This is a genomic window from Streptococcus danieliae (assembly GCF_013415245.1).
Classification (GTDB): Bacteria; Bacillota; Bacilli; order Lactobacillales; family Streptococcaceae; genus Streptococcus; species Streptococcus danieliae_A.
Genome location: NZ_JACBXX010000124.1, coordinates 1 through 17,424 on the forward strand (window position 1 = coordinate 1; position 17,424 = coordinate 17,424).

Below are 17,424 nucleotides of genomic sequence, written 5' to 3' on the forward strand. Positions count from 1 at the left end.
TATAGTGGATGTACATGGGATAGCCTTTCTCAGTATTTTGTCGTAATTATATTGTATCAAGACTATCTCCATAAAGCAAAAAAGCAACGGCTCTTAAACCGTTGCTTTTTTGCTTTAGTCAGAGAGACTTTTGTCCCAAACTCATCCCATCCCCGCAAGGCTGATTAGGCTCTCTTCCGAGCTTGAAAAGCGAATGAAGAGGGCAATCCGCTACTGCGTCAAAGGCATTTTGGTAGCCAAAGTCAATGAGGCTAGACTTTTGTCCCAGTCTCGCAAGAATAGAATAATAAAAGACTGGAGTTCCGAAAACTCCAGTCTTTTCAGCTTCATTACTGATCCAGCAGATTGTGGTCGACGATTTTTTGGTAGGCCGTCTGCTGGTCTTTTTTGTGGTCTTGGATAATTTTGAGAAGGGTCTCCACACATTCCTGTCCTAATTCCAAAGCCTGGATATCGACATAGGCTGTGACATCATAGGTTGGAGGCAGGGAAGTAAAGCTGAGACAGGGGAGGTGCAGCTGGTGATCTTGGAGATAACTAGCTACGCCCTCGGCTAAGAGGCTATCGGTGACGATGATAGCGTCCAAGGGAATTTGTTTTTCCAGCATATTTTCCATAACTTGATAGCCCTCATGAAACAGCAAGTCCTTGGCAAAGTAGAGGAGCTTTTCGTCCATCTGCAGGCCAGCTTCCTCTAGGGCATCTTGGTAGCCCTGGAAACGGTCCTGGTTGACGAAATATTCCAGGCTTCCTGCTAGGAAGGCAATCCGTTTGTAGCCCTTGGATAGTAAGAAATGAGTAGCATCTGCTCCGGCTTGACGGTTGTCATTATCCACGAGTGAGGTGAAGGGATCGGTCGATTTTCCTAAAATGAGGAAGGGGAAATGTTGCTCACGGACAAACTGAACCAGGGGATCCTGGGGCTTGGCATAGAGGAAAATCAGACCATCAACGCGTCTGCCCCGGACCATTTGCGAAATAGATTCGAGCCGCTCGGTTTCCGTTCTCCCAGTCGACAATAGCAGCGCATAGTGGTACTCGGAACTAATCTGACTGATGCCCCGCAACACCGTCGGAAAAAAGGAGTTTTGGTAGAAAGCATCAGAGTCGTCTGGCAAGACCAACCCCAGAACCTTGGTTTCGCTACTCACCAAACTGCGAGCATTGAGGTTGGGATGATAGTCCAATTCTTTCATAATCCGTCGGACGCGCTCCTTGGTCGCCTGACTGATAGTTGGTTTATCCTGAATGACGCGCGTGACGGTCGAAGGGGAGACCCCTGCCCGTTCCGCAACATCTTTAATAGTGACACGCATGATGAAAGCTCCTTAATGATCACGAAATTGCGTTTGGTAAAAAACCAAAGCGAGGGTAAGTAAGAAGAGACTATTCTGAACCAAAACCGATGTTGGCAGATCTAGGCCCAGCAAGCCCAGTAAGCAGGTCATAAGCGTTGGCAGTCCCAAGGAATAGAGAATGATATGAAAGGCTTCCTTAAAGCCCTGGAGGCTATTAAAGCGAGATTTGCTGACTAGATAGAGCAAAGCCGCACTCCCCAGGCTGACCAAGAAAAAGTTGAGGCTCAGCAGTCCCAAGGACAGGGCCAGTAGAAAGAGACTGATGACCAGGCGGTTGCTGGCAAACCAAGCCTGATCGAGGGCTTGGATCCAGGCTGCAGGACTGGCTAAATCCTTGGTTTGGAGCTTGTCATAGGTCAAACGTGCAACCTCTTGATTAGACTGGAGCAGGCGGGCATAGTCTGTCTGAAATTCCCAGCTAAACTCTGGTGTCTGAGGAGCTTCGTCCCCCAGGACAAGCCAATCTTGATCGACCTGCCAAGCACTTTTCTGAGGAATCTGGGCCTGCCCTTGCTCAAAGCTTAGTCCAGTAGCTGCCAGTTTATCCAGTTGTTTTTGGTCAAAAACCCGATAGGCTTGCGGAACCAATTGCTCCAAAGGGTAAGAAGTCCGTTGCAGGCTAGTCCAACTAACGGGAATCCAGGTTAAGGCCAAGAGGAAGAGCCAGGTAAACAGCAACTGAGGCCAGCTTAATAGTTTCCGTTGCTCAAAGGCACGCCGGAAGGGCAGGAGATTTTGGAAATAGCTAAATGGGTAGGGCAAGATGGAATCCTTTCTAGGTGACCAAGGTTCAAGGTCAAATAGTATAAAAAGGTGGGACAAGCTTATCCCTTGTCACCACCACTTGTTAAACCAGAAACAAAGTTCTTTTGTAGGAAGAAGAAGAGAATACAAATTGGCAACGCCGTTAACACGGCCCCGGCAGCGAAGAAGGAGATTTTTAGATTTTTAGGATCGCTGACGAAGGTACGGAGACCAACAGCCACTGTATAATATTCTTTTTCCCGTAAAAGGAAACTAGAGAGAATGTAGTCCCCAAATGGCGCCATGAAGGCCCAAAGAGCTTGAACGGCTACCATCGGACGAACCAGCGGAAGAACAATCTGCCAGAAGCGGCGGAAGTGTCCAGCTCCATCAATCCGAGCGGATTCATCTAAAGAAATGGGAACCGTATCAAAGTAGCCCTTCATCAACCAGGCATTCATCGGGATTCCTCCACCAACATAGAGGAAAATTAGGAACCAGCTTTGGTTGAGCGCATTGAGCATCAGCGCCATGACGAAGAAGGCGGTGAGAGCTGCAATGGTCGGCACCATCTGGATGATGAGGAAGAAGACCAAACTTTGTTTTCGGGCAATAAAGTTGTAACGGCTATAGGCATAACCAGCTAATACAACAATAGAGGTTTGAATCACCATTGTCAAGACCGCAATGATCAAAGTATTGATATACCAGGTCCCAAAAAGACTATCGGTAAAGAGTCCGCTAAAGTTATCTAGGGAAAGCTGAATATTGCTGTCCAACTTGAAGGCAACCAGGTTCCCTGGTTTGAAAGCCGAAGACACGGTGATCGCTAGGGGATACAAAATAATCATTGATAGGAGGCCCAAATAAAGATAGGTTAAGCCTTGATTGAGGCGTCTTTTAAAAGTAATCGAACGTTGCATCATACTTCCTCCATATCAAAAGCGTGTAATTTCTTGAAGGCAATCATGGAGATACCAATCACGATGATGGAGATAATCAGGGTTACGGCTGCCGCCATGGAGTATTGTGGGGCTGTGCCGGTTGTGAGTCGGTAAATCCAAGAAATCAAGATATCGGTTGATCCAGCACCACCACCGACACTTCCAGGTCCTCCTTCATTAAAGAGATAGATGATGGAGAAATTGTTGAAGTTGAAGGTGTATTGGCTGATCAAGGTTGGCGCAGCAACGGCCAAAATCATTGGGAAAGTAATCTTGGTGAATTTTTGCCAGCTGTTGGCCCCGTCAATATAGGCTGCCTCATATAAATCGTGGGGGATGGATTGTAGGATACCCAAGGTTAAGACATAGATATAAGGGAAACCGAGCCAGCCCTGCATGAGAATCAAGGCCACCTTACTCCAGAAGGGATCTGTTTTCCAAGGAATCAAGACCCCGTCTAAGAAAGGCAGAACCTTAGCAAAAGTTGGAATGACCTGTGTGTTAATGGCTCCGATGGAATCATTAAACATATTGGAGAAGGTCATGATGGTAATAAAGGCTGGAACTGCCCAAGGGAGTAAGAAAATAACCCCAAAAATCCGTTTGCCTTTAATAAAAGGCTGGTTGGAAATAATGGCTGTGAAAATTCCCAGTGTGATTTGCAAGGTAGAGGCAGCCAGGGCCCAAATAATGGTCCAGCTTAAAACAGATCCAAAAGCAGACCGGAAGGTGGATAACTGCCAAATATTCATAAAATTGGTCAAGCCAACCCACTCGAGGAGCTTGGCTGGAGGCAGGTGCTTGAAGTCGTAGTTGGTAAAAGCAATCAAAATAGTTACTAAGACCGGAAACACAATGGCAAAAATCATAGCCACATAGGAAGGGATAATGAGTAAGTAAGGGAAGCCATTTTCATAAATGGACTGGCTCATTTCCTTCCAGGTCTGTGCCACAGGTAGGCCTTGATTCCAACGATTGGCGGTGCGGTAAGCATCCCAGAGGTTGAAACCATAAAAAACCACATAGGCTAGAACAAAAATCAAGTGAAAGGTTCCTTGAATCAAGAGGAAGAGGGAATTGTCCCGCCCCCGCATGGAACCCAGTGTGACCAAGCCCTGCAATTGGAAGAGGGCAATGCTAAAGAAATAAACTAAGAATAAGAGTGTGATCCCTAGAAAAATTCCTCCCTTAACTTTTTGGCGATTGTAAATCTGCCCCAGTCCGGGAATTAGGGATAAGAGTAAGGCTTTTTTTGCGTTTGCTTGTTCCATAAATCAGTCCTCGAATCAGATAGCTTGGAGTGGGCTGAAGAGTTCGGTTAAATTTGTAAACCCCGTTGTGCTCATGAAAATGAAGAGAGGCTAAGACCTAGAAGTCCCAGCCTGCTCCACATGACAGTTAGAGGTTTAGAGAAATGAATCTCTTCTTACCCCGGAATAGAGAGATGGGTTACTCTCCGAATTTTTGATCAATGCTATCTTTGATGAGTTTTACAGCATCATCGGCAGCAGCTTTTGGCGCTTTTTTACCGCTAACAGCTTCAAAGAGCATGGTTGCTGCTGGATCCCAAACAGTTGACATTTCAGAGATACTTGGCATTGGTTGAGCAGAGTCAAACTGTTTCACAACGGCATTGGCCAATTCATCTTTGCTGTCTACAGCATACTTCCGCGCTTCTGTATTGGCAGGAACTTCATGATTCTTGTCATAGAAGGCTTTTTGTTGGTCTGTAGAGGTTAGGAAATTGAGAAATTCCTGAGCCCCGTCAATGTTTTTAGAAGCGACAGGAATCACCCAAGCTTTACCACCGGCAAATGCTTCATAGCTAGATCCGCCAGGAAGTGACGGTATAGTTGCAACACCATAGTTGAGACCAGCATCTTTAAAGGCAGTAGCCTTCCAAGGACCATCAATCACAGCAGCAGTTTTCTTGTCTTGGAATTGGGATTCAATTAAGTTAGCAGCCCCTTTTTGATCCTGCATTCCTTTAGGCCATTTTTCATACCAAGTTTTGGCATATTCTAAGCCCTTGATGGAACCATCATTGGCAAGACCAATGTCCTTGGCATCTGTACCATCTTTTCCAAAGACGTAACCACCATTACCACCTAAGAGGCCGTAAGCATAGTAGAAGTTGACCCAGTCAGCTAGGAAGGCTGTATTTTTACCAGCTTCTCCTTCAAAGTTGTAAGCTGGATCTTCCGCCAACTTTTCAACTTCTTCAAAGGTTTTTGGTGCTTCTGGAAGCAAATCTTTATTGTAGTAGAGCACCAAGGTTTCAATAACTGCAGGAGCTCCATAGATATTGCCATCTGCAGCGGTTACCAATTTTTTCGTAGTATCGTCTGCTTTACTGCCTTCATCCAAGCTTACTTCCGCCAACTGGCCATCGTTACCAAGACTACCGACACGGTCGTAAGGTGCCATCATAACATCGACCACCTCACCGGATTGATTATCCAAAGAGAGATTATCCAAGCCAATCAACTGATCTCCGGTTTTGATGCTGACTTTTGTTCCACTTTCTTTTTCAAAAGTTTTAGCAGCTTCTTCGATAAAAGGTTTGTATTGCTCTTCTACATAAACCGTTAGCTCTTTACTACCGGAATCAGAATTTTGTGAAGCGTTGCTGCAGGCTACCAAAACTCCTGCAAAAGCAATAGTCGAAAGAAGAGCAGTTGTTTTTAGAATTTTTTTCTTCATGAGGGTCTCCTTTATCTAGCTCGAAAGAGCAAACGTTTTCTTTCGTTTTAAAAATTATATCAAATATTGTAAGCGATTGCAAGAGTTGTTCAAAAAAATTTTATGATAAAATAAAAGCTGGAAAAGTTCCTATTAATAAGGACTTTTAATCCCTCAAAACGGTATTCTTTCAAGAAACTTTCAAGAAAATGTTGAAAATGGAAAAATACTCAAATTTATCTTGCTTTTGGCAGGCAAAAGGGATATAATGGCTATGCAAACGTTTTCGCAAAACTTTGCGTAGACGAAATGGAAAACAGGCGAGGTATACTTATGAAGCAACGTCAAAGTGGTGTCTTGATGCACATCTCTTCCCTACCAGGGAAATATGGGATTGGATCCTTTGGCCAATCAGCTTATGACTTTGTGGACTTCTTGGTCCGTACAAAACAACGCTACTGGCAGATCCTTCCATTAGGAACAACAAGCTATGGGGATTCTCCCTATCAATCTTTTTCTGCTTTTGCAGGAAATACACACTTCATTGATTTTGATCTTTTGATTCAAGAGGGCTTGTTGGAAGAAGCGGATTTTGAAGGTGTTGATTTTGGACAAAATCCAGAAGCAGTCGACTATGAGAAGTTATTTTACAACCGTCGTCCGTTACTTGAGAAGGCTGTTGTCAATTTTCTGGCTAAGGGGGATAATCCAGAATACCAAGAGTTCCTAGAGGATTCTGCCAGTTGGTTGGATACTTTTGCGGAATATATGGCGATTAAAGAACACTTTGGTCAGAAGTCCTGGTTGGATTGGCCAGATGATGCAGCAAAAGTTCGCGAGCCTCGCGCTCTGGCAGAATACCGTGAAAATTTAGCTCCGGCCGTAAATTACCATCGGGTAACACAGTATTTCTTCTTTAAACAATGGTTGGCTTTAAAAAGCTATGCTAATGAGAATCATATTGAGATTGTTGGAGATATGCCAATCTATGTAGCAGCAGACTCGTCAGAAATGTGGTCTCAACCTCGTTACTTCAAAACCGATGAAGCAGGTCGTCCGTCTTGGATTGCCGGTGTTCCACCCGATGCCTTTACAGCAGAAGGTCAACTATGGGGAAATCCAATCTATGATTGGGATGCCATGAAGGCTGACAACTATTCTTGGTGGATCAAACGTCTCCAAGAAAGCTTTAAAGTTTACGATGTGGTGCGGATTGACCACTTCCGTGGCTTCGAGTCCTACTGGGAAGTACCAGCTGGAGCTGAAAATGCGATTGGTGGCCGTTGGGTTAAGGGGCCAGACTATGATCTTTTCAAAACCGTTAAAGAGGAATTGGGAGATCTAAATATTATCGCGGAAGACCTCGGTTATATGACCCAGGAAGTGTATGATTTCCGTGAAAAAACAGGTTTCCCGGGAATGAAGATCTTAGAATTTGCCTTTGATCCACATGGAGATAGCCAAGATATGCCGCACTATGCGAAAAACAATTCCGTAATGTATACTGGTACTCACGATAATGATACGGTTGTTGGTTGGTATGAAAATGAGGCTGACGAAGAAACACGTCGATTCATGGAATTGTACACCAATAAGCGTGAAGATGAGTCAGTGCCTGCAGCGATGTTGCGGACGGTTTATTCATCTGTCAGCTTTATGGCTATTGCGACAATGCAAGATCTTTTGGGCTTGGGAAGCCAGGCACGGATGAATACTCCATCGACCCTTGGACAGAACTGGGTATGGCGGATGACAGAGACGCAATTAAACCAAGAAGTAGAAGACCTACTTACCTACCTCACTGTGACTTATCGCCGTTCTAACGAGAACTTGTCGAACTAAGAAAGGAAAGGACATTTCCTATGGCAACTTTATCCCTCAAAAACATTTACAAACGTTATGACAATGGATACGAGGCCGTTAAAGATTTTAATCTGGAGGTGGCTGACAAGGAGTTTATTGCTCTGGTCGGTCCATCCGGATGTGGGAAATCGACGACCCTCCGTATGATTGCCGGCTTGGAAGATATCACCCAAGGGGAATTTTACATTGATCAAGATTTGGTCAATGATGTGGAGCCGAAAGACCGTGACATTGCCATGGTTTTCCAATCCTATGCCCTTTATCCACATATGACCGTCTTTGAAAACATGGCCTTTGCTTTGAATTTGCGTAAGGAATCCAAAGAAGAAATTAAGAAAAAAGTGGAAGAGGCAGCTGAAATCTTAGGCCTTAGCCATCTCTTGGACCGATTGCCTAAAGCCCTATCGGGTGGGCAACGGCAACGGGTTGCCTTGGGACGTGCGATTGTGCGCGCTCCGAAGGTCTTCTTGATGGATGAGCCCCTGTCCAACTTGGATGCCAAGTTGCGGGGTGATATGCGGGCTGAAATTATCCGCATCACCCAACGTTTGGGAGCTACGACCATCTATGTAACTCATGACCAAACGGAAGCCATGACCATGGCGGATCGAATTGTGGTTATGAATATTGGGGTTGTGCAACAAATTGGGACACCTAAGGAAATCTATGAAAATCCACGGAACTTGTTTGTCGCAGGGTTTGTAGGGGCGCCAACCATGAACTTTATTCATGGCCGTATTCAAGGGGACCACTTTATCTCAGAGGATGGCACAGACTTTAAGTTAGGCCAAGGTCAATATGCCCAGTTGAAAGCTAAGGGCTATGATGGTAAAGAAGTGATCTTGGGCATTCGTCCAGAAAACATTTCGAATGATCCCCTGGTTTTAGAAACCTACCCGCAGTCTCAATTTGAGGCAGATGTTGATTTTGCAGAACTCTTGGGTGCAGAGTACATTGTTCACACTCACCTAGGCAAGACCAATCTCAAAGCAATTGTTCACAGCCGCCAAGACGTTCACATGGGCCAAAAAATGTCCTTGGCTCTGGATATGAACCGAGCCCATTTCTTTGACAAAGAAACTGAAGAAAATATTTTACATTAATTGATAGAAAGACGATTTAGGAGATAGAAGATTAACATGCTAGATTTTAAAGACTATATGAGTCAAGTACAGCAAAAAAACTTGGCTGATTGTTCAAACGAAGAGATTTATGTAGCTTTGTTGAATTATACAAAGGAGTTCTCTGCTGAACTTCCTTACAATGATGCCAAGAAAAAACTCTACTACATCTCAGCTGAATTTTTGATTGGAAAACTCTTGTCCAACAACTTGATCAACCTTGGCTTGTATGAAACAGTTAAGGAAGAATTGGTAGCTGCAGGGAAAAACTTGGCAGAAGTGGAAGAAGTTGAATTGGAACCATCCTTGGGGAATGGGGGCTTGGGACGTTTGGCAGCCTGCTTCCTTGATTCCATTGCAACTCTGAATTTGAACGGAGATGGTGTTGGTTTGAACTACCATTACGGTCTTTTCCAACAAGTCTTGAAAAATAATGAGCAAACAACAATTCCAAACCATTGGATCGAAGAGCAAAATTGGTTGATCCGTTCAGAGCGGACCTATGACGTACCATTTGCTCACTTTACCCTCCACTCAACCCTTTATGATATTGATGTACCAGGTTACAAAACTGGTAAGAAAAATCGCTTGCGTCTCTTTGATTTAGACACAGTTGATGGAGCAATCATCCACGATGGTATCCAGTTTGATAAGACTGATATCTTGAAAAACTTGACCCTTTTCTTGTATCCAGATGATTCAAACCGCCAAGGGGAATTGCTTCGTATCTTCCAACAATACTTCATGGTCAGCAATGCTGCCCAATTGATTTTGGATGAAGCGGTTGAAAAAGGCAGCAACCTGTATGACCTTCCAGATTACGCTGTTATCCAAATCAACGATACCCACCCATCCTTGGTTATCCCAGAAATGATCCGCCTCTTGCAAGAACGTGGACTCAGCTTCACAGATGCGGTAGCCGTTGTGAAACGCATGACAGCCTACACCAACCACACCATTCTTGCGGAAGCTTTGGAAAAATGGCCATTGGACTTCCTTGAAGAAGTGGTACCACACCTTGTTCCAATCATCAAACAATTGGATGAGGATGTGAAGGCGAACTACAGAGATAGCTCTGTTGCAATTATCGATGAGAATAACCGTGTCCACATGGCGCACATGGATATCCACTATGGATACTCTGTTAACGGGGTAGCAGCTCTTCACACAGAGATTCTTAAAGATAGCGAGTTGAACAACTTCTACAAACTTTACCCAGAAAAATTCAACAACAAAACCAACGGAATCACCTTCCGTCGCTGGTTGATGCATGTGAATCCAGAATTGACCAACTTGATTGACCAAGAAATTGGTCGCGATTGGCACCACGATGCAGAGCTCTTGCAAGGTCTGTTGACTGTTGAAAACCGCGCAGCTGTGAAAGAGCGTTTGGAAGCTATTAAGCGTGAAAACAAAGAGAAATTGGCAAAACACTTGAAGGAAAAACAAGGGGTGGAACTCAACACCAATGCCATCTTCGATACGCAAATCAAACGCCTTCACGAGTACAAACGTCAACAAATGAATGCTCTTTATGTGGTTTACAAGTATTTGGATATCAAAGCTGGCAACATCCCTGCTCGTCCAGTAACCATGTTCTTCGGTGGTAAAGCAGCACCTGCTTACACCATCGCCCAAGACATCATCCACATGATTATGACCCTTTCTGAGATCATTAAAAATGATCCAGCGGTGGCACCGCACTTGCAAGTGGTTATGGTTGAAAACTACAACGTTACTGAAGCAAGCTACTTGATTCCGGCGACAGATATTTCTGAACAAATCTCACTTGCTTCTAAAGAAGCTTCTGGTACTGGTAACATGAAATTCATGTTGAACGGTGCCCTTACCTTGGGAACTTCAGATGGTGCCAATGTGGAAATCCACGAGTTGGTAGGAGATGACAACATCTTCATCTTTGGACAAGATAGCCAAACTGTTATTGATCTTTACGAAACACATGGCTACGATTCTTACCACTACTACGAAAAAGAAGGCATCCGTCCATTGGTCGACTTCATCGTTAGCGACCAAATGCGTGCAACTGGTCAACCAGAACGCTTGGAACGCCTTCACCATGAGTTGATGAACAAGGACTGGTTCATGACCCTACTTGATTTGGAAGAATACATCCAAGTCAAAGAAGCAACCTTGGCTGCTTATGAAGATCGTGATAGCTGGTTGGACAAAGTTCTTGTCAATATCGCGATGGCTGGCTTCTTCTCATCTGACCGTACAATTGCTCAATACAATGAGCAAGTATGGCACTTGGAACCAACTAAATAATTTTTTGAAAAAGCAAAAGGTTTGAAAACTATGTTTTCAAACCTTTTTCAAAGTAGGACTTTTCCTTTACAAAAGACTAGTCAAGGGTTAAAATAGTAATAGAAAATCCATCAGGAGGTCTCACATGCGAACACGATTCTTTTTGTGCCTAACGAGCTTGGTTCTTCTTCTCACCGCCTGTGGGACCAAACCTGCAACAGGGGCAAAAGCAAGCTCGGCTGCAACAAGTTCCAGCCCAGAGGCTACTAGTAGCAGTAGCACCAGTGTATCCTCTGCTTCCTCTAGCAGTGCAAGCTCTGATGCTGAGGCTAGCCCAGTCCAAGAGACTAGTATTGATAGCCAAGCGATCCTAGCTGGTGATTATAGCAGTCTGGTTGGCACCTGGGTGAATGATAAGGGAGAAGCACTCCGGATTGAAGCAGATGGCAGCAGTGACCGCTTTGATGCTTCCATCTTTAATGGACTAGAAGAGAGTGAGGGCAGCCTAGTATCCGATCATTATAAAATTGGTGGGGCCTCGTCTGCCCTGACCATCGTTCCAGCAGGGCAAAAAATGCCCTTTCATGACCAAATGGCCAAAGCAGATAGCTTGGTTATTGGAACGAGCTCAGAGGCTGCTCTGCACGCCTTTACGCGAGCGCAATAAACAATGCCATAGAAAAGAGGCTGGATCATCCAATCCCGCCTCTTTCTTGCTATCTAGAAAGAGGAGTTAGTGTGACAGAAATTCTAGAATTACCGGAAGTCCTGGCCAACCAGATTGCTGCTGGAGAGGTTGTTGAGCGTCCCAGCAGTGTGGTTAAGGAACTGTTAGAAAATGCCATCGATGCGGGGAGCCAGTCCATTGAGGTTCGGCTCGAAGAGGCTGGTCTCAAGTTGATTGAAATCCGCGACGATGGGCGTGGTATAGCCTTTGGGGAACTAGCTCTAGCCCTCAAGCGCCATGCTACTAGTAAAATTAAACGTCAAGCCGATCTCTTTCGGATTCGCACGCTAGGCTTCCGGGGGGAGGCTCTACCTTCCATCGCTTCCGTCAGCCGCCTAACCCTGGAAAGTCAGGCCGCGGGAGCCAAGAAGGGCCAACGCCTGGTCACACAGGCAGGGGAGATTTTAGAAGAAGAGACCATTAGTCGGGCCCAGGGGACGACTGTTCGAGTTGCCGATCTCTTTTACAATACCCCAGCCCGACTCAAGTATATGCGGAGTCCGCAGTCAGAGTTGTCCCATGTGGTGGATGTTGTTAATCGCCTGAGTCTGGCCCATCCCAGCATCTCCTTTACCCTCATCAACGAGGATAAGCAGCTTCTCCAAACCAGTGGCCAGGGTGACCTCCGCCAGGTGTTGGCAGCCATTTATGGGCTGACAACGGCTCGGAAGATGGTGGCCGTCGAGGCGCACGATTTGGATATTTCCGTTCAGGGCTATGTGAGCCTGCCGGAATTGACCCGGGCCAACCGATCCTACATCACCCTCCTGATTAATGGCCGTTACATCAAGAATTTCCTCCTCAATCGTGCCATCCTTGAGGGTTATGGCAGCAAGCTCATGGTCGGCCGCTTTCCACTTGTTGTGCTAGATATTGAATTGGATCCCTTTTTAGCAGATGTCAATGTCCATCCGACCAAGCAAGAATTGCGTTTGTCGAAAGAAAAAGAAGTCATGGATCTGATTCGCCAGGCGATCCAAGAGGCCCTAAAAGAGCAGGATCTGATTCCCGATGCCTTGGAAAATTTGGCTAAATCGGCGGTTGGAAAAGTTGCCAAGCCGGTCCAAACCAGTCTGGTCCTAGAAGACAATCCTGTCTACTATCAGCCCAGTCCCAAAGAGCCAGTCCCAGAACCAGAGCAAGCTCCACTAGCCCAGGTCGAAGAAGCCAGTCCCATTTCGAGTTCGGTGCATTTTGCCCAACGGCAGGCAGCGGATTACAGTGATTTGGACCATCCGGAGCTGGATTTAGCCAGTCTAGAAAAGGCCTATGGTAAGTTAGACGGTGAGGAAACTGCCACTTTCCCAGAATTGGAGTATTTTGGTCAAATGCACGGGACCTACCTGTTTGCTCAGGGTAAAGACGGGCTTTATATTGTCGACCAGCATGCCGCCCAGGAGCGCGTGAAGTACGAGGAATACCGCCAGTCTATCGGTGAGGTTTCGGGCGCTCAGCAGCAGTTATTGGTGCCCTACCTTTTTGAATTCTCAGCCGGTGATTTCCTGCGGATCAAAGAGCAGTTGCCTGTTTTAAGGGAGGTCGGTATCCACCTGTCCGATTACGGGAACAACCAGTTTATTTTGCGGGAACATCCGATTTGGTTCAAGGAAGAAGAGATTGAGGCTGGGGTCTATGAGATGTGTGATATGCTGCTGTTGACCAAGGAAGTCTCTATCCATAAGTATCGAGCTGAGTTGGCGATTATGATGAGCTGTAAGCGGTCGATTAAGGCCAATCACTCGCTGGACGAGCAATCTGCCCGCCATCTTCTCTATCAACTCAGTCTCTGTCAAAATCCTTACAACTGTCCCCATGGACGACCAGTTTTGGTTCATTTTACGAATAGAGATATGGAGAAGATGTTCCGGCGTATTCAGGAGAACCATAAGAGTCTCCGAGAATTTGGAAAATATGAATAGAAAGTAAGCAGTCATGTTTGAATATATGAGGGGTCAGTTGACCAAGATTCGTAGCAATGCAGTGGTAGTGGAACTGGGGGGGATTGGGTACTTGATTCATGTCGCCAACCCTTATGCCTATAGCAGTCAGCTGAACCAGGAATTAACCATTTATTTGTACCAAGCCATCCGTGACGATGCCCATACGCTCTATGGTTTCCGAGATGAAGCGGAGAAAGAGCTCTTTTTACACTTGATTTCTGTTTCGGGAATTGGGCCTACTTCAGCCTTGGCCATTATTGCGGCAGATGACCATGAGGGCTTGGTACAAGCCATTAGCGAGAAAAATAGTACCTATTTAACCAAATTCCCTAAAATTGGGAAGAAAACGGCCCAACAGATGATTTTGGATTTGGAAGGCAAGTTACAGGCAGTTGAGACTCCGGCCTTGAATCTAGCGCAGGCAACGGAGAATCAGGCCTTGGACGAGGCTATGGAAGCCTTGCAGGCCTTGGGCTATAAGGTGGCAGAATTGAAGAAGATTCGCAAGTTCTTTGATGGGACTTCGGATACGGCTGAGAATTACATGAAGTCAGCCTTGAAGATGTTGGTGAAATAAAGGAGAAGGCCATGAAGGCAGAGATCATTGCTGTGGGAACAGAGTTGTTGATGGGGCAAATTGCCAACACCAATGCCCAGTTTTTGTCCCAAGAATTGGCGGGTTTAGGCATCGGTGTGTATTACCATACGGTTGTTGGTGATAATGCCGAGCGCCTAACAGAGGTCTTGAGTCTGGCGCGTCAGCGTGCGGACTGGGTGATTTTATCAGGAGGTCTAGGGCCGACAGACGATGATCTGACCAAGCAAACTCTGGCTTCTTTTTTGGGTCGGAACTTGGTTCCAGACCCAGCAGGGATGGCCAAGTTGGATGCCTTTTTTGCCAGCAGCCCCAAGCGGATTCGGACGGCCAATAATGACCGCCAGGTGGATACCATTGAGGGGGCGCGTGTTTTGCCCAATCGGACGGGTTTGGCTGTGGGCAATTTAATTGAGGACCAGGGGGTGACCTATGTGGTCCTGCCGGGCCCACCAAGTGAGCTCCAGCCCATGTTTTTAGAACAGGTGGCGCCGCTGTTGCAACAAGACCAGGCTCTGTACTCGCGGGTTCTGCGTTTCTTTGGGATTGGGGAAAGCCAGCTAGTGACGCGTTTGGCTGCTTTGATTCAGAACCAAACCAATCCAACCCTGGCTCCCTATGCCAAGGTTGGTGAAGTGACCCTGCGCTTGACCGCCCAGGCTGCTAGCCAGGAAGAAGGTGAAGAGCTCTTAGACCAGCTGGAAGCAGCCATTCTGGAAGAGGGAGACCTAAAGGATTATCTCTATGCCTATGGCGATGATCAGAGTTTGGCGCAAACAGTTCTAGATTTGTTACGGGAGCGGGGCCTAACCCTGACAGCAGCCGAGAGCCTAACAGCAGGGCTCTTGCAGGCGGAGTTGGCCGGGCTAGCTGGCGCTTCCGCTGTTTTTCCGGGTGGGTTTGTCACCTATAGTTTGGAGCAAAAGAGCCAGATGTTGGGGATTCCTCTGGAGGATCTGCGGGCAGCCGGTATGGTGTCGGCCTGGGCTGCCGAACAGATGGCCTCAGGTGCCCGAGCCCGAACAGGGACAGACTTGGCCCTTAGCTTGACAGGGGTTGCGGGCCCGGACAAGCTGGAAGGGCAGGAAGTTGGAACGGTTTGGCTAGGTTTGGCTGGTCCCGAGGGGACCAGCAGTCACCGTCTCTACCTAGGTGGTCGGGACCGCAACACCATTCGCCAGTTGGCTGTTCTAGAGGCTTTTCATTTAATACTGAAAACTTTAATCAAATAAGGGATTTTGCTATAATAGAAGAAGTGTCTTGTATTAGAAAATAAGGAGAAAATATGGCAAAAAAACAAAAAAAATTACCTGAAATTACCAAAAAATTTGGAGATGAGCGCAAGAAAGCCTTGGATGATGCTCTGAAATTGATTGAAAAGGATTTTGGTAAGGGATCAATCATGCGTCTGGGAGAGCGGATGGATCAGAAGGTTCAAGTGATGAGTTCAGGAAGTCTGGCCTTGGATATCGCTCTAGGAGCAGGTGGTTATCCCAAAGGTCGGATTATCGAAATCTACGGGCCAGAAAGTTCTGGGAAAACGACTGTTGCGCTTCATGCGGTTGCCCAGGCTCAAAAAGAGGGCGGAATTGTAGCCTTTATTGATGCTGAACATGCCTTGGATCCAGCCTATGCCCAAGCCCTTGGGGTGAACATTGACGAACTTCTCCTCTCTCAACCGGATTCAGGGGAGCAAGGCTTGGAAATCGCTGGGAAACTGATTGATTCCGGAGCGATTGACTTGGTGGTTGTGGACTCGGTTGCGGCCTTGGTACCACGAGCGGAGATTGACGGAGATATTGGGGATAGCCATGTTGGTTTGCAGGCTCGGATGATGAGTCAAGCCATGCGGAAACTAGGGGCTTCCATCAATAAAACCAAAACGGTGGCGATCTTTATCAACCAACTTCGGGAAAAGGTCGGCGTGATGTTCGGAAACCCTGAAACAACGCCAGGTGGTCGCGCTCTGAAATTCTATGCCTCTGTGCGTCTGGATGTTCGTGGAAATTCCCAAATCAAGGGAACGGGTGATCAAAAAGATGAGAATATCGGTAAGGAAACCAAAATCAAGGTCGTGAAAAATAAGATTGCACCACCCTTTAAAGAAGCTGTTGTGGAAGTCATCTATGGTGAGGGAATCTCTGCCACTGGTGAATTGGTGAAAATTGCCAGCGACCTGGATATCATTAAAAAATCGGGAGCTTGGTACTCCTATGGAGATGACAAGATTGGGCAAGGTTCCGAAAATGCCAAGAAGTTCCTCAAGGAAAATCCGGCTATCTTTGATGAAATCGACCGCAAGGTTCGCCAACACTTTGGCTTGCCAGTAGCCGAATTACCAGAAGGGGAAGCAGCAGCGACTGCTACTCAGCCAGAGGTAGATGAAAAAATCCTTGAAGAAGCTGCAGATATGGCACAAGATTTGCCATTGGATTTGGAAGAAATCGAAATTGAAGAATAAGACTCCTGGAAGGGAACATTCTGTGGGATTTTGATTTCCTGAGGAATAAATTGCAAAAGTCAGTCTAGGGACCGATGGCCTGTTTCCTAAAATCCGGTAAACTAACAGTAGTGTAGCGAAAGGAGGATTTTGCATGATCAAAATTTACACGGTTTCAAGTTGCACAAGCTGTAAAAAAGCAAAAACCTGGTTAACTCAACATCAATTAAGCTATAAAGAAAAAAATATTGGAAAAGACGGCCTCACAAGAGAAGAGCTAATGGCGATTTTAGCCAAGACCGATAATGGCGTAGCTAGCATTGTCTCTTCCAAAAATCGTTATGCCAAGAGCCTAGGGGTTGATTTGGAAGACCTGCCCCTTAGTGAGGTTGTGGATCTGATTCTTGCTAATCCACGGATTCTCAAGAGCCCGATTATGATGGATGCCAAGCGCCTCCAGGTGGGCTACAAAGAGGATGATATCCGTGCTTTCCTTCCGCGCTCGGTTCGCAATGTCGAAAATGCGGAGGCCCGCCTACGTGCGGCCCTCTAATTCTAGTAAAGCTAGTGCTCGTTTGCGCTAGCTTTTTTGTCAGTCGTCAGACAGTATGATAAAATCCCGACTTTATCACCTAAAAATAGACAAAGACCAGCTAACCCCTTGTGCCCCAAGGGATTTGGCTAGTCTTTTTTCTTATTTGGGTGTTGTATATGGAGCCTTAGCGTAGTTTTTTAGCTCTTCAAA

Annotated in this window: 14 protein-coding genes; 9 read left to right on the forward strand and 5 right to left on the reverse strand. The window is 46.2% G+C overall.

The window, feature by feature from the left end:
* Positions 1–329: 329 nt before the first annotated feature.
* The 5 genes from HZY94_RS05175 to HZY94_RS05195 form a co-directional block, all read right to left on the reverse strand.
* Positions 330–1,316 carry a LacI family DNA-binding transcriptional regulator gene (locus HZY94_RS05175; RefSeq protein ID WP_179925292.1) on the reverse strand — a complete coding sequence of 329 codons (987 nt, stop codon included), beginning with the start codon at positions 1,314–1,316 and terminating at the stop codon, positions 330–332.
* Positions 1,317–1,328: 12 nt separating this feature from the next.
* Positions 1,329–2,120, reverse strand: coding sequence for a DUF1189 family protein (locus HZY94_RS05180; RefSeq protein ID WP_179925293.1), 792 nt, complete (start codon positions 2,118–2,120; stop codon positions 1,329–1,331).
* 62 nt (positions 2,121–2,182) lie between these two features.
* Positions 2,183–3,025, reverse strand: a complete 843-nt coding sequence (locus HZY94_RS05185) for a sugar ABC transporter permease (RefSeq protein ID WP_179925294.1) — start codon at positions 3,023–3,025, stop codon at positions 2,183–2,185.
* Positions 3,025–4,317: a sugar ABC transporter permease gene (locus tag HZY94_RS05190; RefSeq protein ID WP_179925295.1), complete on the reverse strand. Its 1,293-nt coding sequence runs from the start codon at positions 4,315–4,317 to the stop codon at positions 3,025–3,027. Before HZY94_RS05190 ends, HZY94_RS05185 begins: the two co-directional genes overlap by 1 nt.
* A gap of 178 nt (positions 4,318–4,495) precedes the next feature.
* Positions 4,496–5,749 (reverse strand): extracellular solute-binding protein, encoded by a 1,254-nt coding sequence (locus HZY94_RS05195; RefSeq protein WP_179925296.1) that lies wholly within the window; start codon positions 5,747–5,749, stop codon positions 4,496–4,498.
* Between the two features lie 312 nt (positions 5,750–6,061).
* On the opposite strand from HZY94_RS05195, the gene malQ reads away from it, so the two are divergent.
* The 9 genes from malQ (at position 6,062) to spx (ending at position 17,232) form a co-directional block, all read left to right on the forward strand.
* On the forward strand, positions 6,062–7,570 hold the full coding sequence (malQ, locus tag HZY94_RS05200) for a 4-alpha-glucanotransferase (protein ID WP_179925297.1): 1,509 nt from the start codon (positions 6,062–6,064) through the stop codon (positions 7,568–7,570).
* Positions 7,571–7,590: 20 nt separating this feature from the next.
* A complete protein-coding gene (locus HZY94_RS05205) occupies positions 7,591–8,694 on the forward strand; it encodes an ABC transporter ATP-binding protein (RefSeq protein ID WP_160333118.1) in 1,104 nt (367 codons plus the stop codon).
* Positions 8,695–8,730: 36 nt separating this feature from the next.
* Entirely contained in the window at positions 8,731–10,998 is a 2,268-nt protein-coding gene (locus HZY94_RS05210) for a glycogen/starch/alpha-glucan phosphorylase (RefSeq protein ID WP_179925298.1), read from the forward strand.
* Between the two features lie 124 nt (positions 10,999–11,122).
* A complete protein-coding gene (locus HZY94_RS05215; protein WP_179925299.1) occupies positions 11,123–11,644 on the forward strand; it encodes a DUF6287 domain-containing protein in 522 nt (173 codons plus the stop codon).
* 71 nt (positions 11,645–11,715) lie between these two features.
* Entirely contained in the window at positions 11,716–13,623 is a 1,908-nt protein-coding gene (mutL, locus tag HZY94_RS05220) for a DNA mismatch repair endonuclease MutL (RefSeq protein ID WP_179925300.1), read from the forward strand.
* 13 nt (positions 13,624–13,636) lie between these two features.
* On the forward strand, positions 13,637–14,221 hold the full coding sequence (gene ruvA, locus HZY94_RS05225; protein ID WP_179925301.1) for a Holliday junction branch migration protein RuvA: 585 nt from the start codon (positions 13,637–13,639) through the stop codon (positions 14,219–14,221).
* Positions 14,222–14,232: 11 nt separating this feature from the next.
* A complete protein-coding gene (locus tag HZY94_RS05230; RefSeq protein ID WP_179925302.1) occupies positions 14,233–15,471 on the forward strand; it encodes a competence/damage-inducible protein A in 1,239 nt (412 codons plus the stop codon).
* 53 nt (positions 15,472–15,524) lie between these two features.
* Positions 15,525–16,700 carry a recombinase RecA gene (gene recA, locus HZY94_RS05235; RefSeq protein ID WP_179925303.1) on the forward strand — a complete coding sequence of 392 codons (1,176 nt, stop codon included), beginning with the start codon at positions 15,525–15,527 and terminating at the stop codon, positions 16,698–16,700.
* Positions 16,701–16,833: 133 nt separating this feature from the next.
* Positions 16,834–17,232, forward strand: a complete 399-nt coding sequence (gene spx / locus HZY94_RS05240) for a transcriptional regulator Spx (protein WP_179925304.1) — start codon at positions 16,834–16,836, stop codon at positions 17,230–17,232.
* The last annotated feature ends 192 nt before the right edge of the window (positions 17,233–17,424 follow it).